The 16,569-nt window shown below is 57.4% G+C and carries 18 protein-coding genes; 6 read left to right on the forward strand and 12 right to left on the reverse strand.

Translation table 11 applies throughout. From position 1 onward, the window contains the following. Window positions 1–152: 152 nt before the first annotated feature. Together SynBIOSU31_RS11685 and SynBIOSU31_RS11690 are read right to left on the reverse strand one after the other, a co-directional pair. Window positions 153–905 carry a M23 family metallopeptidase gene (locus tag SynBIOSU31_RS11685; protein ID WP_255477218.1) on the reverse strand — a complete coding sequence of 251 codons (753 nt, stop codon included), beginning with the start codon at window positions 903–905 and terminating at the stop codon, window positions 153–155. Window positions 906–1,263: 358 nt separating this feature from the next. Further along, window positions 1,264–1,785 carry a 30S ribosomal protein PSRP-3 gene (locus tag SynBIOSU31_RS11690; protein WP_186490247.1) on the reverse strand — a complete coding sequence of 174 codons (522 nt, stop codon included), beginning with the start codon at window positions 1,783–1,785 and terminating at the stop codon, window positions 1,264–1,266. A 95-nt stretch (window positions 1,786–1,880) separates the two neighbouring features. Between SynBIOSU31_RS11690 and SynBIOSU31_RS11695 the strand changes: the two genes are divergently transcribed. Then, the gene (locus SynBIOSU31_RS11695; RefSeq protein ID WP_255477219.1) at window positions 1,881–2,651 is read left to right on the forward strand and encodes a TIGR01548 family HAD-type hydrolase; all 771 of its coding nucleotides are present in this window, start codon (window positions 1,881–1,883) and stop codon (window positions 2,649–2,651) included. 14 nt (window positions 2,652–2,665) lie between these two features. Here the strand turns inward: SynBIOSU31_RS11695 and SynBIOSU31_RS11700 are convergent, their stop codons facing one another. Continuing rightward, window positions 2,666–4,018, reverse strand: a complete 1,353-nt coding sequence (locus tag SynBIOSU31_RS11700) for an aminopeptidase P N-terminal domain-containing protein (protein ID WP_255477220.1) — start codon at window positions 4,016–4,018, stop codon at window positions 2,666–2,668. Window positions 4,019–4,071: 53 nt separating this feature from the next. On the opposite strand from SynBIOSU31_RS11700, the gene SynBIOSU31_RS11705 reads away from it, so the two are divergent. The 5 genes from SynBIOSU31_RS11705 to ald are packed head-to-tail and all read left to right on the forward strand — an operon-like array spanning window position 4,072 to window position 9,894. Beyond that, entirely contained in the window at window positions 4,072–5,085 is a 1,014-nt protein-coding gene (locus SynBIOSU31_RS11705) for a CNNM domain-containing protein (RefSeq protein ID WP_186490252.1), read from the forward strand. Then, complete coding sequence (locus SynBIOSU31_RS11710; RefSeq protein ID WP_186490254.1) at window positions 5,082–6,392, forward strand: GTP-binding protein; 1,311 nt, start codon at window positions 5,082–5,084, stop codon at window positions 6,390–6,392. The genes SynBIOSU31_RS11705 and SynBIOSU31_RS11710 overlap by 4 nt, the downstream gene beginning before the upstream one ends. Before the next feature lie 2 nt (window positions 6,393–6,394). After that, window positions 6,395–6,985 (forward strand): nicotinate-nucleotide adenylyltransferase, encoded by a 591-nt coding sequence (locus tag SynBIOSU31_RS11715; protein ID WP_186493023.1) that lies wholly within the window; start codon window positions 6,395–6,397, stop codon window positions 6,983–6,985. A gap of 6 nt (window positions 6,986–6,991) precedes the next feature. After that, on the forward strand, window positions 6,992–8,725 hold the full coding sequence (locus tag SynBIOSU31_RS11720; RefSeq protein ID WP_186493024.1) for an NAD+ synthase: 1,734 nt from the start codon (window positions 6,992–6,994) through the stop codon (window positions 8,723–8,725). A 29-nt stretch (window positions 8,726–8,754) separates the two neighbouring features. Beyond that, complete coding sequence (ald, locus tag SynBIOSU31_RS11725) at window positions 8,755–9,894, forward strand: alanine dehydrogenase (RefSeq protein ID WP_186490256.1); 1,140 nt, start codon at window positions 8,755–8,757, stop codon at window positions 9,892–9,894. A 4-nt stretch (window positions 9,895–9,898) separates the two neighbouring features. On the opposite strand, the gene SynBIOSU31_RS11730 is transcribed toward ald, so the two are convergent. The 9 genes from SynBIOSU31_RS11730 to SynBIOSU31_RS11770 all read right to left on the reverse strand — a co-directional run bounded on the left by SynBIOSU31_RS11730 (window position 9,899) and on the right by SynBIOSU31_RS11770 (window position 16,533). Further along, the gene (locus tag SynBIOSU31_RS11730) at window positions 9,899–10,330 is read right to left on the reverse strand and encodes a YchJ family protein (protein ID WP_186490257.1); all 432 of its coding nucleotides are present in this window, start codon (window positions 10,328–10,330) and stop codon (window positions 9,899–9,901) included. After that, window positions 10,330–11,400, reverse strand: a complete 1,071-nt coding sequence (locus tag SynBIOSU31_RS11735; RefSeq protein ID WP_255477221.1) for a DUF3326 domain-containing protein — start codon at window positions 11,398–11,400, stop codon at window positions 10,330–10,332. The genes SynBIOSU31_RS11730 and SynBIOSU31_RS11735 overlap by 1 nt, the downstream gene beginning before the upstream one ends. Beyond that, window positions 11,397–11,567 (reverse strand): hypothetical protein, encoded by a 171-nt coding sequence (locus tag SynBIOSU31_RS11740; protein ID WP_255477222.1) that lies wholly within the window; start codon window positions 11,565–11,567, stop codon window positions 11,397–11,399. Before SynBIOSU31_RS11740 ends, SynBIOSU31_RS11735 begins: the two co-directional genes overlap by 4 nt. A gap of 402 nt (window positions 11,568–11,969) precedes the next feature. Then, a complete protein-coding gene (locus tag SynBIOSU31_RS11745) occupies window positions 11,970–12,305 on the reverse strand; it encodes a 2Fe-2S iron-sulfur cluster-binding protein (protein WP_186490260.1) in 336 nt (111 codons plus the stop codon). 151 nt (window positions 12,306–12,456) lie between these two features. After that, complete coding sequence (locus tag SynBIOSU31_RS11750) at window positions 12,457–13,407, reverse strand: F0F1 ATP synthase subunit gamma (RefSeq protein WP_186490262.1); 951 nt, start codon at window positions 13,405–13,407, stop codon at window positions 12,457–12,459. 11 nt (window positions 13,408–13,418) lie between these two features. Then, window positions 13,419–14,939 (reverse strand): F0F1 ATP synthase subunit alpha, encoded by a 1,521-nt coding sequence (gene atpA, locus SynBIOSU31_RS11755; protein WP_186490263.1) that lies wholly within the window; start codon window positions 14,937–14,939, stop codon window positions 13,419–13,421. 60 nt (window positions 14,940–14,999) lie between these two features. Then, window positions 15,000–15,548, reverse strand: a complete 549-nt coding sequence (gene atpH, locus SynBIOSU31_RS11760) for an ATP synthase F1 subunit delta (protein ID WP_186490264.1) — start codon at window positions 15,546–15,548, stop codon at window positions 15,000–15,002. After that, window positions 15,548–16,069 carry a F0F1 ATP synthase subunit B gene (locus SynBIOSU31_RS11765; RefSeq protein WP_186490265.1) on the reverse strand — a complete coding sequence of 174 codons (522 nt, stop codon included), beginning with the start codon at window positions 16,067–16,069 and terminating at the stop codon, window positions 15,548–15,550. The genes atpH and SynBIOSU31_RS11765 overlap by 1 nt, the downstream gene beginning before the upstream one ends. Then, window positions 16,066–16,533 (reverse strand): F0F1 ATP synthase subunit B', encoded by a 468-nt coding sequence (locus tag SynBIOSU31_RS11770; protein WP_186490266.1) that lies wholly within the window; start codon window positions 16,531–16,533, stop codon window positions 16,066–16,068. The genes SynBIOSU31_RS11765 and SynBIOSU31_RS11770 overlap by 4 nt, the downstream gene beginning before the upstream one ends. Window positions 16,534–16,569 lie beyond the last annotated feature (36 nt).

Genomic DNA, 16,569 nt, shown 5'->3' on the forward strand with positions numbered 1-16,569 from the left:
CACCGAAGAAAGCTTCACTGCCTACGGCAGGATCAAACCGATAAAACCAAACTTTTGATCTCTAGGATCCCTCTGATGATGTAATTCATATCTATGACGAACCAGATCAATCCAGTTCAAATTAACCATCGACTGAATCACAGCCTGAAGCTTCACACCTGCTGATTGACCCTTATTCCATTCAGGAATGCAGCCGGATCGAGAGCGATATTCTCTGGAGATCTAACTTCGAAATGCAGGTGAGGCCCTGTACTACGACCTGTATTACCCATCCGGGCGATCAGATCACCCCGACTAACATTGTCACCAACTTGAACAAGAATTTCATTGCAATGCGCATAACGCGTCTTGTACCCATCAGGGTGCTGAATTTCAATCATCAATCCATAAGCACCGAGGTAATCTGCGAACACCACCTCTCCACGCCGTGAGGCCTTAATCGCTGTTCCAAGGTGATTAGCAATATCAATGCCCGAATGATGCCGCGACCAACGTGGCCCAAAACCCGAAGTAAAAACGCCTGAAGTAGGCAGAGAATAGGCCTTCAGGGACAACTCATTGAGATAATCAGCGAACGATGCAAACGAACAGAGTTGAGCACGAGAAACGGATGCCTCATTAGAGCTCTCGATAGACCATGCAGCTGTTGGGAGCGAAACAGAATCAATCTCAGCAACAGCAGACGCCTGCAAACAATGCTGATCGAACAATGTGATTATGGATTGCTTGTTGGACAATGACTGGAAAGCCTGAAAAACATTGTTTTGACGCTGTCCAAGAAGGCTTCGCGTCTCAGATTTCTGAGTTTTGAACGGATCAAGGCCATTCAAAATATCTGGAGTCGATGTGGTTGCAACCGTCGCAGAAGAGAGTCCAAGAACAAACAGAGGCGCGAAAGAAATCAATCCATTAAAAATATTCCGTGAGATTGTAACAGATTATTGCGAACCTCAAGCGATCAAAATGCCTGAACTTGGCAATCAACCTCTGCCTCGAAGCATCAAGCAATCTTCGTGATGAATGAACGCATCAAGACCCACTCATCCAGACCCATCGTCAACCACCACCTTGCTCAAAGCTGCCAGAAAAGGAGGCACTGCACAGGAGCACACAACGAATCCAAACCTGCGTCGAGCAGACATTCCGAACAGGCCAATCATCGAGGCAAAAACTTCGAGAATTCCTCCTAGACGCGATTTCTAGACATAAAAAAGCAGGCAATGAGTCGCCTGCAAAGATCAACAAAATGCTGATTGATTCGTATCAAGCGGTACCGCAGAAAGTCACGTCGGGGAATTTGAGCTTGGCATCGTCCAAGCTCTTGCCCTTGCCCTCTTCCTGCCAGTAATTGATCACTTCAGTGGCTTTGTTCAACACCTCAACACGTTCGTTATCGGTAATCCAGGACTTACCTTCGAGCTCACCTTTGAGAGTCTCCCAAGCATCCTCACGAGGCCAGAAGAAGTAAGCCGTTAAAGGGCTAGGACCACCACCAACAATCTGATCAACGGCAAGCGCCACGTTGTCGGGCAACCAGAGAATCTTCAGGAGGAAGCGTCCTTCATCGGCTTTCGGTGTGTATCCAGAAGGCACACCGTCGGCATCAATCGTGGCTGATGCCAGTGCAGCACTACCACCACGCATCACCGGACGCCCTTCCTTCGGATCCTGCTGCTGCTCGGCTTCTGCGCTCTTAGGAGTCTCTGTGCTCTGAGAAGCCTGATCAGCGGCTGCTGCCTCGGTGGCGACCTCTTGGTCGACGGCAGCGCCTTCGGGAACCGTCATGGTGTCAGCGCTCAAGAATCAATGACAAAGAACTAACCTACCAGCCTTCAAAACCATTCCTCCTGAACCGGCACCCATCCACCAGCCAGCTTCTGTTGTTCGACATCGACGGAGTGATCCGTGATGTGTCAGGCAGTTATCGCAGAGCTCTCCAGGCAACCGTGGAGCACTACAGCGGTTGGCGACCGACGCCATCCCGCATCGACGCCCTCAAAGGCGAAGGACGCTGGAACAACGATTGGGACGCAAGTCTCGAGCTGCTGCGCCGGCATGGCACAGCCCTGCCGGTCAAGCAACACCTGATCGAGGTCTTCAGCACTTTTTATTTCGGCGGTGATCCCGAAGGTGATCCAGGTGCATGGACTGGGTACATCAGTGATGAACCCTTGCTCGTGCAACGGGACTTTTTTACGGCGCTGGATCAGAACGGTTGGCGTTGGGGGTTTGTGAGTGGCGCGGAACCTCCATCCGCACGGTTCGTGCTCCAACAGCGACTGGGGCTGGTCAATCCCCCTCTGATCGCCATGGGCGATGCCCCTGACAAGCCTGACCCCACAGGTCTTGTGCAACTCAGCGACAGCCTTTTGCACCATCGCAGTGGAGGTGTCGTCGCCTACCTGGGTGACACGGTTGCCGATATCCAGACTGTTCTCAACGCCAAGACCCAACGCCCCGATCGACAGTGGATCAGTCTCGCGGTGTCGCCACCGCATCTTCTGCCCGGCAGCAAGGAGCGAAGCGCCTATGAGCAGCAGCTGAGTGCAGCCGGTGCCGATCTAATCCTGTCCAGTACTGAAGCTGCCATCCAATGGTCGATAGGCAGCCAAGGGTCTAAGAGTCAGGGCCACTCAACAACCGTTCACTAACGAGGCTGAATCGCTTAACGCTCCATGTCTGCCACGGCTTTGAGAGCTCCGGCAGTAAGCACCTCGTGACCGCAAGAGACCTCTGCAAGGTCCCTAACCGCAACATCGTCCTCAATGCGGATACCGATGCCCTTCCAGCGCTCATCAATCGCAGGCTGTCCATCGGGAACCGCAAGACGGTCACTGACGTAAAGACCAGGTTCCACCGTCAGCACAATGCCGGGCTCCAGCTCCACATGATGCTCGCCAAGCCGATAAGCACCCACGTCATGAACATCCAAACCCAGCCAGTGACCGGTTCGGTGCATATACAAATGGCGATAGCTGCCCTGCTCAATCAGACCATCCACATCTCCTCTTAGAAGGCCCAGATCCACAAGACCCTCCACCAGAACGTGAACAGCCGTGTCATGAACGTCCTCGGCGGTATGACCAGGCTTGACTCGGCCAATCGCCGCTTCCTGTGCCGCCAGCACCAGAGAATAAAGCTCCCGCTGCTCCCCACTGAAACGACCGTTCACCGGGAACGTCCGCGTGATATCTCCGTTGTAGTAATCACGAAGTGAGCAACCAGCGTCGATCAGCAGCAGGTCTCCGTCTTGAAGCACGGCGCTGTTGTCGATGTAATGCAGCACACAGGCATTGTCTCCGCCGGCAACGATCGAGCCATAAGCGGCTCCACGGGCTCCTAATTCGAGGAAATGCTGCTCGATCAAAGCCTGAATCTGTCGCTCGCTCATCCCAGGGCGCACCGCAGCCCTGGCCAGCTCATGGGCCGAGGCTGAGATCCGCCCGGCTTCACGGAGACGTTCCAGTTCAGCGGGGTGCTTCCGCAGGCGCATTCGATGCAGCAGCGGACAGGGCGCAAGCAGCGCCAGTGCAGCACTGCCGGTGCGCGATGCCCGGTCCAGTTGCGCACCCCAAGAACGCAACACCAAAGGTTCAATTAATGGATGACTGCCAACGCGAAAAGCGATGCCCTCCGCACCATCCAGATACCTCGGCAGCAGAGCATCGAGCTCCACGCGGGGGTGGGAGAGATCGGCACCGAAACGCTCCACCGCACCCTCACAACCCCAGCGGCGACCGGTCCAAACCTCAGCAGCTGGCTCGCGGGGATTTACAAAGAGCACAAACCGCTCACCCTCAGGCCGATGTGGCAAAAACAGGGCAACGGCGTCGGGCTCATCAAACCCGGTCAGGTACCAGAAATCACTGTTTTGGCGGAAGGGCCACTCCGTATCCGCGTGGTGCGTCACCAAAGTTGCCGCTGGGATCACTGCAGCGGCCCCGCCCAGTTCAGCCATGAACCGCTCGCGGCGATCCGCAAACAGCTGAGCATCAAAAACAGGGGCGAGATCAGCCACGGCAGAGACAGAGCACCGGAGAAACGTCAGGATGGCAGTCAAAGCGCCCGCGCATGACCTCCGACCTGCTGATCCTTCTTTTGTTGGTGGTGGTGGTGCTGACCGGATCCGCCCTCTGTTCCGGAGTGGAAGCCGCGCTGCTCACCGTGAATCCGGTGCGAGTGCATGAACTTGCCGCTCGGCCGAAACCTGTTGCTGGAGCTCGCAGGCTCGCCCAACTGCGGCTGCGCCTGGGCCGAACTCTCTCGGTGCTGGCAATTACCAATAACGGCTTCAACATCTTCGGAAGCCTGATGCTGGGTGGCTACGCCTCCTGGGTGTTCACAGAACAAATGGACGCGGGGAATGGAGCGTTGGCCCTGTTCTCCGTCAGCCTCACAGTTCTGGTGATCCTGCTCGGGGAGATCCTGCCCAAGGCGATCGGCAGCCGCCTGGCATTGCCTGTCTCCCTGGCGAGCGCTCCGGTTCTGCACTGGCTCGGCGTGATCATGCGACCGCTGGTGCTGCTGCTGGAGAGACTGCTTCCTGCGATCACAGAGGAGAGTGAGATCAGCACCGATGAGGAAGAGATCCGGTCGCTGGCCAAACTCGGATCTCAGAAAGGTCAGATCGAGGCTGATGAAGCCGCCATGATCTCCAAGGTTTTCCTGCTCAACGACCTCACCGCACGTGATTTGATGACCCCGCGGGTGGCGGCTCCAACACTGGATGGGGCCTGCAACATCGAAAAGTTGCGTGTCGAACTGCTCGACAACGAAGCGCAGTGGTGGGTGGTCCTGGGGGATGCAGTCGACAAAGTGCTCGGCGTCGCTAACCGTGACCGTCTGCTGAGCGCCCTGGTGCGCAACAAAGGACACCTCACGCCAGCCGATCTCAGTGAACCGGCTGAGTTTGTTCCCGAAATGATCCGAGCCGACCGCCTGCTCACCGGCTTCCACCGCGACAAAAGCGGTGTGAGAGTCGTGGTGGATGAATTCGGTGGCTTTGTTGGTGTGATTGGCCCGGAAGCTGTTCTGGCCGTGCTGGCCGGCTGGTGGAGGAAAACCTCAGGAGAGGCAGCGCCATGAGTGCCATGAACGAGCGCTGTCGAGATCTGCTGCAAGGTTGGAGAGACAAGCTGGAACTGAATCAAAGAGAACAGAGACTTCTGTTCGGTGCACTGCAGCTTCTGGATTGCCAGCTGGATCGCCTAGAGCAAAACAGGCTTCGAATCTCGGTGTTCGGCCGGGTCGGCGTCGGCAAGTCCAGCCTGGTGAATGCTCTGATTGGCCAGCAGCTGATGGCCACTGATGTGGCCCACGGCTGCACACGTCAGCAACGGGCCGTGGCCTGGCCAAGACCTGTTCCAGGACTGCAGACAGTGGAACTGGTGGACACCCCTGGCATCGACGAGGTGGACGGTCCCGCTCGGGCACGACTCGCGGCCAGGGTTGCCCTGCATACCGATCTAGTGCTTCTTGTGCTGGATGCAGACATCACGCGAGTGGAACTGGAGGCCCTGGAGACACTGCAAACCATGGGCAAGCCGGTGCTGACGGTGCTGAACCGAAGCGACTGCTGGCCAGAGGATCAACTGCCGGATCTACTGCGCAGCATCCACAGCCGACTCCCCGCAGGACTGCCGGCTCCAATCGCGGTTTCAGCCGCACCGCGCCGAGCTGTTCAACTCAGCGATGGTCGAATCCGCAGCCGCGAACAACCGGCCGATGTGGAAGTACTAGCGATCGGGCTCAGTCGTCTGTTGGAACAACACGGCCAAAGCCTGCTGTTGCTCAACAGCCTTAGGCAGGCCACACGAATTCAGCAGCAGTTGGAGACGGGGAGATTGCAGCGTCGCCGGAAGGAAGCCCAGGGGCTGATCGGGCGCTATGCCGCACTCAAGGCCACCGGCGTCGCTGCCAACCCGCTGCTGCTTTTGGATCTAGCTGGGGGGTTCGCCTGTGATGCGGCCCTTGTGCGTCAGCTTTGCTCCCTGTATGGCCTTCCTCTTGGGGGACCAGCGGCCCGCAAATTGATCCGCCAGCTGACTGGACAAAACGCACTGCTGGGTGGAGCACAGCTTGGACTCCAAGTGGTTTTGGGCTCGTTGCGCCAGCTGCTGCTGCTGGCCGCACCCTTCAGCGCTGGCCTGACACTGGCCCCTGCCGCACCAGTGGCCCTGGCCCAGGCGGCACTCGCCGTTCATACAACGCGCCGCACCGGTCGAATGACGGCACGCTGGCTTCTGGAGGAACGGGGGCGGGGTCGCCGACTTCAGCCAGGGCCAGCCACTCTGATGCGGCGGCTCGCGCAATCGGATCACGGCATTGTTGAGCTGATGCAGGAGTGGCCGCAGCCGCAGACACGTCCACCGCTGCCCTCGTTGTTGCCCTGACCATGGCGAAAACAACCAGGGCTGAGATCGCACTGCTCGGGACCAGTGCCGACCCTCCGACCGTGGGGCATCAGGCGCTGCTGGAAGCGCTTCTAACCCAGTTTGACCGAGTTGCTACATGGGCTAGTGACAACCCGATGAAACGCCACGACGCAGAGCTTGAGCAGCGTTGTGACCTGCTGAAAACCCTCGTCGAATTCATCGCCAACCCCAGGCTGCAACTGGTCCAGGATCTGAGCAGCCCCTTTGCGGTCAACACACTGGAGCGGGCCATCGAACGTTGGCCTGACCATTGCCTTTGTTTTGTTGTGGGAAGCGATCTCGCCCAGCAGATCCCAGCCTGGAAAGAATCCAAGCGGTTGATGCAGCAATGCAATCTCGGCATCGTGCCCCGTGAAGGATGGCCCCTGGAACCGTGCACTCTGGAGACCCTTCGCCAGCTGGGAGCCTCTGCGCGGGTGCTGCCTCTAGGCATTCCCGCTGCTGCCAGTTCACAGGTGAAACAGAAGCAGAAACGTCAGCAGGTACCTGAATGCCTCTGGCCGCTACTGCTGAAGCACAATCTTTATGGATTTCATGCCCCCAACGCCTGAGTGCCGATGCGTGTTGCCCTGGCCCAGATCAATCCTGTTGTGGGCGACCTGCTGGGCAATGCCTCCCGCATTCTGAACGCCCTCGACAGCCTGATTGAAACCACCGGTTCCCAACCGGACCTATTAGTAACGCCCGAACTATCGCTCTGGGGTTACCCGCCAAGAGATCTGCTGTTCAGCCCCACGCACCTTCAACGGCAACGGGAGGCCCTCAACACTCTCAGCAATGGCCTAGCGGCCCGTCAGCTGGAGATCGCGCTTCTGGTTGGAGTCGCTGATCCAGCAGATGATGGCTTGCATCCTGCGCTGTTCAATGCCGTCACCCTCGTTCAAGTCGATGGCGATCGCGTTGTGGCCCGCAAGCAACTGCTGCCCAGTTACGACGTCTTTGATGAAACGCGTTATTTCAGGCCGAGTCTTGGAGCAGGTCTGATCACCCTGAGCAGTGGAGGCCGCGACTGGCGACTGGGGATCAGCATCTGCGAAGACCTGTGGGTGGACCGAGAGCTTCATGGTCGTCGTCTGGTGGGACCAGACCCTGTGGCCGATCTGATCCCCGCGCAGATCGATGCACTCATCAACTGCTCAGCCTCCCCCTTTGGCCGCCGAAAAGCTGAACTACGGCGGCAGCTGGCCGCACGTGCAGCGCAGCGCCTTGGCTGCCCTGTGGTTTACGTCAACCAGGTGGGAGGCAATGACGAACTGGTGTTCGACGGCGCCAGCTTCGTGATAGGCAACAGCTGCGAGAGACCGCTTCTGCAGCTTCCGGACTGCCGTGAAGCGATACAGATTTGGAATGCCGCAGACAGCGTCCCGCCGGCGAGCCACGGATCGGCCACAACTAAGGGGATCCAGATCGAGCCTCAGGAGATGGAAGCGCTGTTCCGCACTCTGGTGACTGGAGTGAAGGACTATGCCGGCAAATGTGGCTTCAAGAGAGTCCTGCTGGGTCTGAGCGGAGGGATCGACTCTGCGCTAGTGGCGGTGATCGCGGCCGCGGCCCTTGGATCCCATCAGGTGCAAACCCTGCTGATGCCGTCGCCGTGGAGTTCGGAAGGATCACTCAGGGATGCTCTCAACCTTGCAGAGCGACTGGGAATAACCCACACCATCGTTCCGATCGAAAACTTGATGGATAGTTTCCAGGCAACACTGACCCCGGCCCTCGAGAGCGTTCCCTCAGGAGTAACAGCCGAAAATCTGCAATCGCGCATCCGCGGCACTCTGCTGATGGCCATGGCCAATCAGCACGGACAGCTTCTGCTCACCACGGGTAATAAATCGGAGCTCGCGGTGGGCTACTGCACCCTCTACGGCGATATGAACGGCGGCCTGGCCGTGATCGGCGATCTCTACAAATCAACCGTATTTGCCTTGTGCCAGTGGATCGACAGCAGCGAGGCACGCTTGTGCCGCAAAGAACTAGCCCTCCCGGCCGAGGGAGAGCTGATCGGCAGGGCAATCCTCGAAAAACCTCCGAGTGCCGAACTACGTCCTGATCAGAAAGACAGTGACTCACTCCCGGATTACAGCCGGCTTGACCCACTGCTGATCGACATGATCGAACACCGCCTAAGTGGGGAGCAGCTAACGGCTGCTGGCCACGATCCTGCGGAGGTGCAACGGATCGAACGCCTGTTCCGGAGGGCTGAGTTCAAGCGCAGACAGGCAGCGCCGTTGTTGAAGGTGAGTGCCCAAGCGTTCGGCAGTGGCTGGCGGCTGCCGATCGCCGCCGTTTGAGCCACATTGAAGAGACGACTCCGTCCTCCATGGCCCATTCCGTTCTGACGGCCCCAATGGCCAGTATTGGTGTCCCTACTGAAATCAAGGCCGATGAGCAGCGTGTAGCGCTCACCCCTGACGCGGTCCGAGAACTGGTAACCCAAGGCCTTGAGGTGAGGATTCAAAACGGTGCCGGGGCCGGTGCAGGCATCAGTGACGACGCCTTCTCAGCGGCAGGAGCCAAGCTTGTGAACCGCGAGGAAGCCTGGGCCGCTCACCTAGTGGTGAAGGTGAAGGAGCCACAGCCGGAGGAGTTCAACCTTCTGCGAGACGACATGGTGCTGTTCACCTACCTACATCTGGCGGCTTACAGCCAGGTGGGAGAAGCCCTTCTGGATGCCGGCACAACAGGAGTGGCCTACGAAACGGTGCAAATGGAGAACGGAAGCCTGCCGTTGCTAGCCCCGATGAGCGAAATCGCAGGACGACTCGCAGCACAGGTGGGATCCAGACTTCTGGAACGTCCCAATGGCGGACGCGGAGTCTTGATTGGTGGTTGCACCGGCGTGCGTCCGGCCCGAGTCGTGGTGCTCGGAGCCGGCACGGTGGGCTGGAATGCGGCACGACTTGCTGCCGCGATGGATGCCGAGGTGCTGCTTCTGGATCGCTCCCCCGAGCGGTTGCGGAGCCTTGAAGCCGAACGTCGTGGGCGGCTAATCAGCATGGTGAGCAGTCGCGGACTGCTGGAGCGCCTGGTTCCAACCGCGGATCTACTGATTGGCGCCGTACTAACGCCCGGCAGCCGAGCACCGACGTTGGTGGATGAAGAGATGGTGAAACAGATGACGCCGGGATCTGCGATCGTCGACGTCGCCATAGACCAGGGGGGCTGTGTGGCCACAAGCCGTGAGACCACCCATACCGAACCAACGTTGTTCGTCCATGGCGTGCAGCACTACGCCGTTGGCAATATGCCTGGAGCGGTGCCCTTCACCTCCACTGAGGCCCTGGTGAGCGTGACATTGCCCTACATCCTTGGCATCGCAGGCCGAGGCCTCGAGGAGGCCGTCACCGAGCGTCCTGAGCTGCTTTCGGGGCTGAACACCGTCAAGGGAGCGGTCTGTCATCCAGGGGTCGCCAAAGCCCTGGGGGTTCCGCCGCGGCACCCGATGGCCTGCCTGCGCTGACTGCTTAATCCAACGGACAGATATAAAGCCATTCGCCTGTTGCTTGACCATCACGCCTGCGAAACAGCGAGTTTTCCCTCAACACCTGCCTTGCTCCACCGGCGCTGAAAAGGGCCTCAAAACACACGGTCCCTTCCAGATCATCAGAGCCACCGGCATGGGTAGCCAGCACTTTGAGGCCATGCCATCGGGTCTGCCGGCAACTAACACGCAGCTCACGCCGTCTCTCAGCAGATGTCCCAGCCGCATTTGGATGGGTGACGATCAAATATTCGACCTGCGCGAGCGCGTACGCGCTGTAGCGAGATCGCATCAATTGCTCCGCAGTCACCGCCCGCAGTCTTCCTGCGTGCAGAGGACCGCAGCACTGATCCAGCTTGAAACCGCTGCCACACGGACATGGCCCAGTTGGTGCCTTGGCAAAGCCCAATGCCATTAATTCAGGTCCCGCAAAGCAGGAAAAGGACGCACAAGAGAGGAACTGGCGATGCCCTCTCGCAAGGCGACCAACAAGCCGGCTGCTTCGGCATAAGAGGCGGCCTTCAGCACCTGATACCCCACGCCAAGGGACTCCGCACTCACCACCAACATGCCTGGGTTGCTGACGGTGATGACTGGAACATCCCGTTCCAGGCAAGCAAGCACAGCCTCCCCTCCCAGCGCACCATCCGGCACCACAACAGCGCCCAACTGGTCGGCAACGAGATCATCCGGCGCAATCGAACAGTCTGAGGAGAGATCCAGCAGATCTGGAGCCCGACTGAGCCCGACCAGCACACAGGCGAGAAATGTGTAGCCCAACTCCTCGCCGGCAGCGCGGGGGTCAAGGTCAACGTCAAGGGGCAAAGCATCTAGCGCTGGAGCATGGGCGCAGGGAATCTGCAAATGCCGGACCAGCAGATGACTGATCACGGCTTCCGCTCCAGCGAGAACATCCACGCCCCTGCCGTGGCGGTAAGCCGTCAACGCCTCACTGGTGTGATCATCAGGGAAACGCGCCACCACAGCAATGGCGGTTGACCCAGCGGCCTTAAGGCGTTCTGCCGCTCTAAGAAGAACATCTGGGCGATCCAAGGTGCCCCAACTGGTGCCGCTGTCCCCAGCCGCTAGGTGCACACCCAGAGGCTCATCGGTGCTGATCACCGCATTGATATCAAGGCCAAGACTGGCCCTGCAGCCCTCCGCGACCTGACGATGTCGCACCACCAGATCCGATTCAATGCCTGAATCCAGCAACAGCCCGATGCGCTGACTACGCCTGGGGCGCAGACCCCAATCAGCTGAGGCAAAACGATCGAGTGCATAACCCTCGACATAGTGAATGCGCGGATCCCGCCAGTACAGCGAGGCACCATTGACCACATTGGGATGGGTGATCAGACAACCGCTAGCCGCTGCCAGCAGACGTGCACTCGGTAGGGCATCACCAGCAAACCCACCGATCTCACAGCCGATGCCCGTCGGCACGACCATCAGCGTGGGCATCGGTGCCACTGACAGCGTCATGAGTGGATCAGCACGGCTTCGACCTCAAGCACAGCCCGAGATGTCTCAGGGGAACGATCGATGGAGGTAATGGCCCAGCGCAGAGGCTCACCCTCGCGACGCAGTTGATCAAGGACCCAAGAACGCAAGCCGTTCGCAGGGAGTAACTCGGGACTGATCAGCGACATCCTCCTGAACATGAGCTTCACAGAAAATGATTTAAAGCACAGACTTCTCATTTTCGCGGATAACCATGCAAAAAGCTTGTCAAAAATCAGAGTATTAAGCGCGCCATACAAAGCAATCACGATCGAACGTCGAACCAACCAACAACAACTCCTGGGAAAGAAGCAAAGACCAATTTTTTAGGCCATCATCACTACAATTAAGCTTCCAAGAAAACCAAGCCTTAGTACTTTAAAAACAACGATTAGCAGAAAACAAAAGCATCACCAGAAGACAATAGAGAGTGCGATTAAAGAATACAGAAGGCTCACAATATGCAGCGAATAGAGCGCTTTTGTCAAAACACGGTCTCCCTAGGCTTAGCCAACCCGGGCTAACAAGAGCACGCAAACCATCGCCATCAATCACGATTGGTACTGCCCAAACTGAGCCTGATAAAGCGCATCCTCCTGTCCTGCAGCCGCGATGAGATCAGAACGTGGAAACGAAACGCAGAGAAGAGCAAAGCCCTCGTTGCGAAGCTCCTCCTTGACACCCATCGCGTCAGGCTGATGGACATCACCTTCTTGAATACGTGCAGCGCAGGTGGTGCAAACTCCCGCGCGGCAGGAACTGGGCACTGGCACTCCAGCGGCCTCCGCAGCGGACAAAACGGTCTGATTATCTCGGCACTGAAAATGATGTTGCTGGCCATCAAGCTCAATGGTGATGGCATAAACAGCTGGAGTGGTGTCGCTCATCTGCCTTGGACTGCTCCCATTGAGGGCTTCTTGTCAGCGTAGAGGTCGCCCGAATTCATTTCAGGACCAGTCATCGCACCGGTCCAAAAAAAAGCCGGCTCATAGCCGGCTGACAAATACAAACTGGTTGGGGATTAGGCCAATCAGCACATCAAGCCATTGCAGCGGCGCCACCCACCACCTCAAGAATTTCCTGAGTAATGGCCGCCTGGCGAGCCTTGTTGTAATCAAGGGTGAGCGTCTTGGCCAGAGCCTTGGCGTTGTCGCTGGCATTGTTCATCGCCATCATTCGGCTTGCCAACTCAGAGGCCGCAGCTTCCTGAAGAGACCTCAGCAGCTGGTTCTGCAGATAAAGGGGCAGAAGGGCATTGAGCAGCTGGTCAGGGCTCTGCTCAAACACAATGTCAGAAGGCAACTGAGGCTGAGTATTGGTCGGACCTGCGCCCGACTCAACCCGGAGCTCTCCATCTTTGGTCGTGAGGCGGAAGATCTCGTCGTCAGCCTCTGCAATCCCTTGAGGATCAAGGGGAAGCAGAGTCTGGACAACAGGATTGCAACTCACCAGGTTAATGAACTTGGTGTAAATGATCTCCACACGATCGGTGCTCTCGGAAAGAAACTCCGCGAACACTTCATTAGCGATTGATCCTGCTTCGTCCGCTGTCGGAACCTGTTCAAGACCAGTGAAGGTGGCCTGGATGGGGTAGCTCCGATTCGTGAAATAACTGATGGCTTTCCGACCAATCAGAACTAGATCAACCTTGTATCCCTTGCCCTGAAGCTCAGCGAAACGCATCTCGGTGCGTTTGATGATGCTGGCGTTGTAGCCGCCACAGAGACCACGGTCACCGGTGACAGCAACAAGAGTGATGGCTTCAACATTGCGCTGCTCGAGCAGGGGAGCATCCGCATCCTCGAACCGCATGCGTGCTTGAAGGTTTTCAAGCAATCGTGCGAGCCGATCAGCAAATGGACGACTGCGCAGGACCTGTTCCTGCGCACGCCGCACTTTGGCCGCAGCCACGAGGCGCATGGCCTCGGTGATCTTGCGGGTGTTCTTGACAGATTTGATCCGATCTCGGATCTCCTTCAGATTTGCCATGTCTCAGGGCCTCAGTTGGCGGAAGCCAACATGGTGGAGGTGACTTCGGCAATGGCCTCCTTGAGCAAGGTTTCTGACTCAGGGCTGAGCACCTTCTCGTCCTGAACTTGCTTAATAAACTCAGGCTTGTTGCTCTTCAGGTACTCGCGAAGCTCCCGGGAGAATTGGACCACTTGATCCTCGGGGACATCGTCAATCAGACCCTTGACGCCGGCGTAAACAATGGCGACCTGCTCAGCCAGGATCAGCGGACTGAACTGAGGCTGCTTGAGAAGCTCACGCAACCGCTTGCCGCGGCCTAGCTGTTTCTGTGTTGCAGCGTCAAGATCGGAAGCGAACTGGGAGAACGCAGCCAGTTCGTCGAACTGAGCGAGCTCCAACTTCAGGGTGCCGGCGATTTTCTTGATGGCCTTGGTCTGGGCAGCACCACCAACCCTGCTCACTGAGATACCAACATTGATGGCAGGGCGCAGACCCGAATTGAAGAGATCGGAACTGAGGAACACCTGACCGTCGGTGATCGAAATCACGTTGGTGGGGATGTAGGCGGAGACATCACCTGCCTGGGTCTCAATGATCGGCAGAGCCGTCATAGAACCCTTGCCCATCGCATCGGACAACTTGGCAGCTCGCTCGAGCAAACGGCTGTGGCAATAAAACACATCGCCGGGATAAGCCTCACGACCGGGCGGACGACGGAGCAGCAGCGACATTTGACGATAAGCCTGGGCTTGCTTAGAGAGATCGTCGTAAATAACAAGGGTGGCCTTGCCCTTGTACATAAAGGCTTCAGCGATCGAAGCACCCGTGTAGGGAGCGAGATACTGCAACGCTGCAGGATCAGAGGCGTTAGCAGCAACGATCACCGTGTAATCCAGTGCGCCGCGCTCTCGCAGGACTTCCGTTACCTGGGCAACGTTTGCAGCTTTTTGACCGATGGCGACATACACACAAATCACGTCCTGATCGGCCTGATTCAGGATGGTGTCGATCGCGATAGCTGATTTACCGGTCTGACGGTCACCAATAATCAGCTCACGCTGGCCACGACCAATGGGAATCATGGCGTCGATCGCTGTAATTCCAGTCTGCATGGGTTCATGCACCGACTTGCGCTGAATGATGCCGGGAGCTGGAGACTCAATCAGACGGGTCTCATTGGTTGCGAGATCACCTTTGCCGTCGAGGGGAGCCCCCAGGGAATTAACGACTCGGCCCAACAGAGCGTCACCAACAGGGACGGATGCGATCTTGCCGGTCGCGCGGACGGTGCTGCCCTCCTGAATACCGAGGCCTTCACCCATCAGCACGGCGCCGACATTGTCATCTTCAAGATTGAGGGCAATGCCTTCAGTGCCATCTTCGAACTCAATGAGTTCGCCAGCCATCACTTCTTGAAGGCCATAAACGCGGGCGATACCATCACCCACCTGCAGGACAGAACCAACGTTGCTGACAGAAACAGACTTGTCGTAGTCCTCGATCTGCTGTTTGAGAATCGCGCTGATCTCGTCGGGACGGATGGAAACCATGGCTGGTAAACCCTTTGACGGGGAATAAGTGAAAAATCTGAAGGGTGAAGAAAAAAACGGTCAGCCCGCCTTAGCAAGCGAGAGACCGAGTCGCCTGACTTGGCCAGAAAGGCTAGCGTCGATGACCTGAGAGCCCACGTTGATGACGAATCCACCAATCAGGCTCGGATCGATGGTGAGATCAATTTCGACGGAGCCGCTGCCAACCATGGACTGAACCTTGGCGGTCAGCGATGCCTTCTGGGTATCAGTCAGGGCCTGAGCCGAGCGGACATGCGCAAGTGAGATCTTGCGGGATTCGCGGTAAAGCTCGAGATACCGACCCAGTACGGCATCAAAAGCAGTAAGGCGGTATCGATCGGCGAGCACCTTGAGCAGATTCAGCAATGAAGGTTGAATCTGCTGACTCAGAAGCTGCTCGAGAGCTTTCTTCTTGGCCAGTGGCTCAAGCACAGGAGAGGTCATGGCATCCCGCAGTGGCTCACTGCTGTCCCAGAGAGCAATGAGCTCTTTGCACTGGGCCGCCACATCCTCTGACTCATTGCGAGCATTAGTCACCTGCAACAACGCTTCGGCGTAAGGAGTGGCCAGGGTATTGAGAAGGGGCATCAGGCATCCTCCAGATTGTTGATGGAGGCGTCGATAAGACGGGCTTGGGCCGAAGCATCGAGACGTCCGGGCAGATCAGCCATCACTTTGTCGATGGCAGCCAGTGCAGCTTCGCGCCGTAGCTGCTCGGTAAGACGTGCACCTTCAGCGTTCAAATCAGCGAGGGCATCCTGCTTCAGTGCTGCCATCGCCTCGATAGTGCGTTGCTCACCATCGACTCGGATGGACTGAGCCCTGGCTTTGCCATCAGCGCGAATCCTCTCAGCTTTTTCTTTGGCAGAACCCAGATCAGCCTGCGCCTTGCTCAGTTCTGTGGTGGCAGTTTTGAGACGATCTTCAGCGTCGTTCAATTCCTTGAGAATCGACTCACGACGACGTTCAAGAATGCCGCCCAACAATCCCTTGAGGAAATAAACAAGCAACCCGATGACAATGACCAGATTGATCAGGTTTGTCTCAAGAGGATTGAGGTTGATCGCGAAACCACCCTCTGCAGCAAACAAAGTGACAAGAGACATCATGAAACGGCCAACAGACGTTGAATGATCGTTGCGCTGAACTCATCGACTTTGCCCATGAGCTGCGACTGAGCCTGTTCTCGCTGTGCCTCAATCTCACGGCGGGCTTTTTCCCTCGTACGAGTGGCATCGGCCTCTGTTGTCGCGATAGCTTCGCGATACAGATTGTCGACCTCCTGTTCAGCTTCGAGAATCGCGGCCTGAGCGGCCTGGCGAGCACCTCGTAGTTGTTCAGTGAGTTCAGCCTCAAGACGCTGGACTTGCTCAAGCTTCTGCTTGGCATCAGCAAGGCTTGTGGAGATGTATCCCTCACGATCTTCCACGACCTTGCCGACCGGACGGAAGAAGAGAGAATTAAGCAGGAAGGTCAGGAGAACCACCTGAACAGCCATTAAAGGCAGGGTGGCATCGAGGTCAAAAAGACCTCCCTCCGGCACCGCTGCTTCAGCAAGCAGAAGCCAGGTCATGGAAGAGGAGCGCTGAGGAAAAGCTGATGAAGAGAA

The sequence above is a fragment of the Synechococcus sp. BIOS-U3-1 genome (assembly GCF_014279975.1).
Lineage (GTDB): Bacteria > Cyanobacteriota > Cyanobacteriia > PCC-6307 > Cyanobiaceae > Synechococcus_C.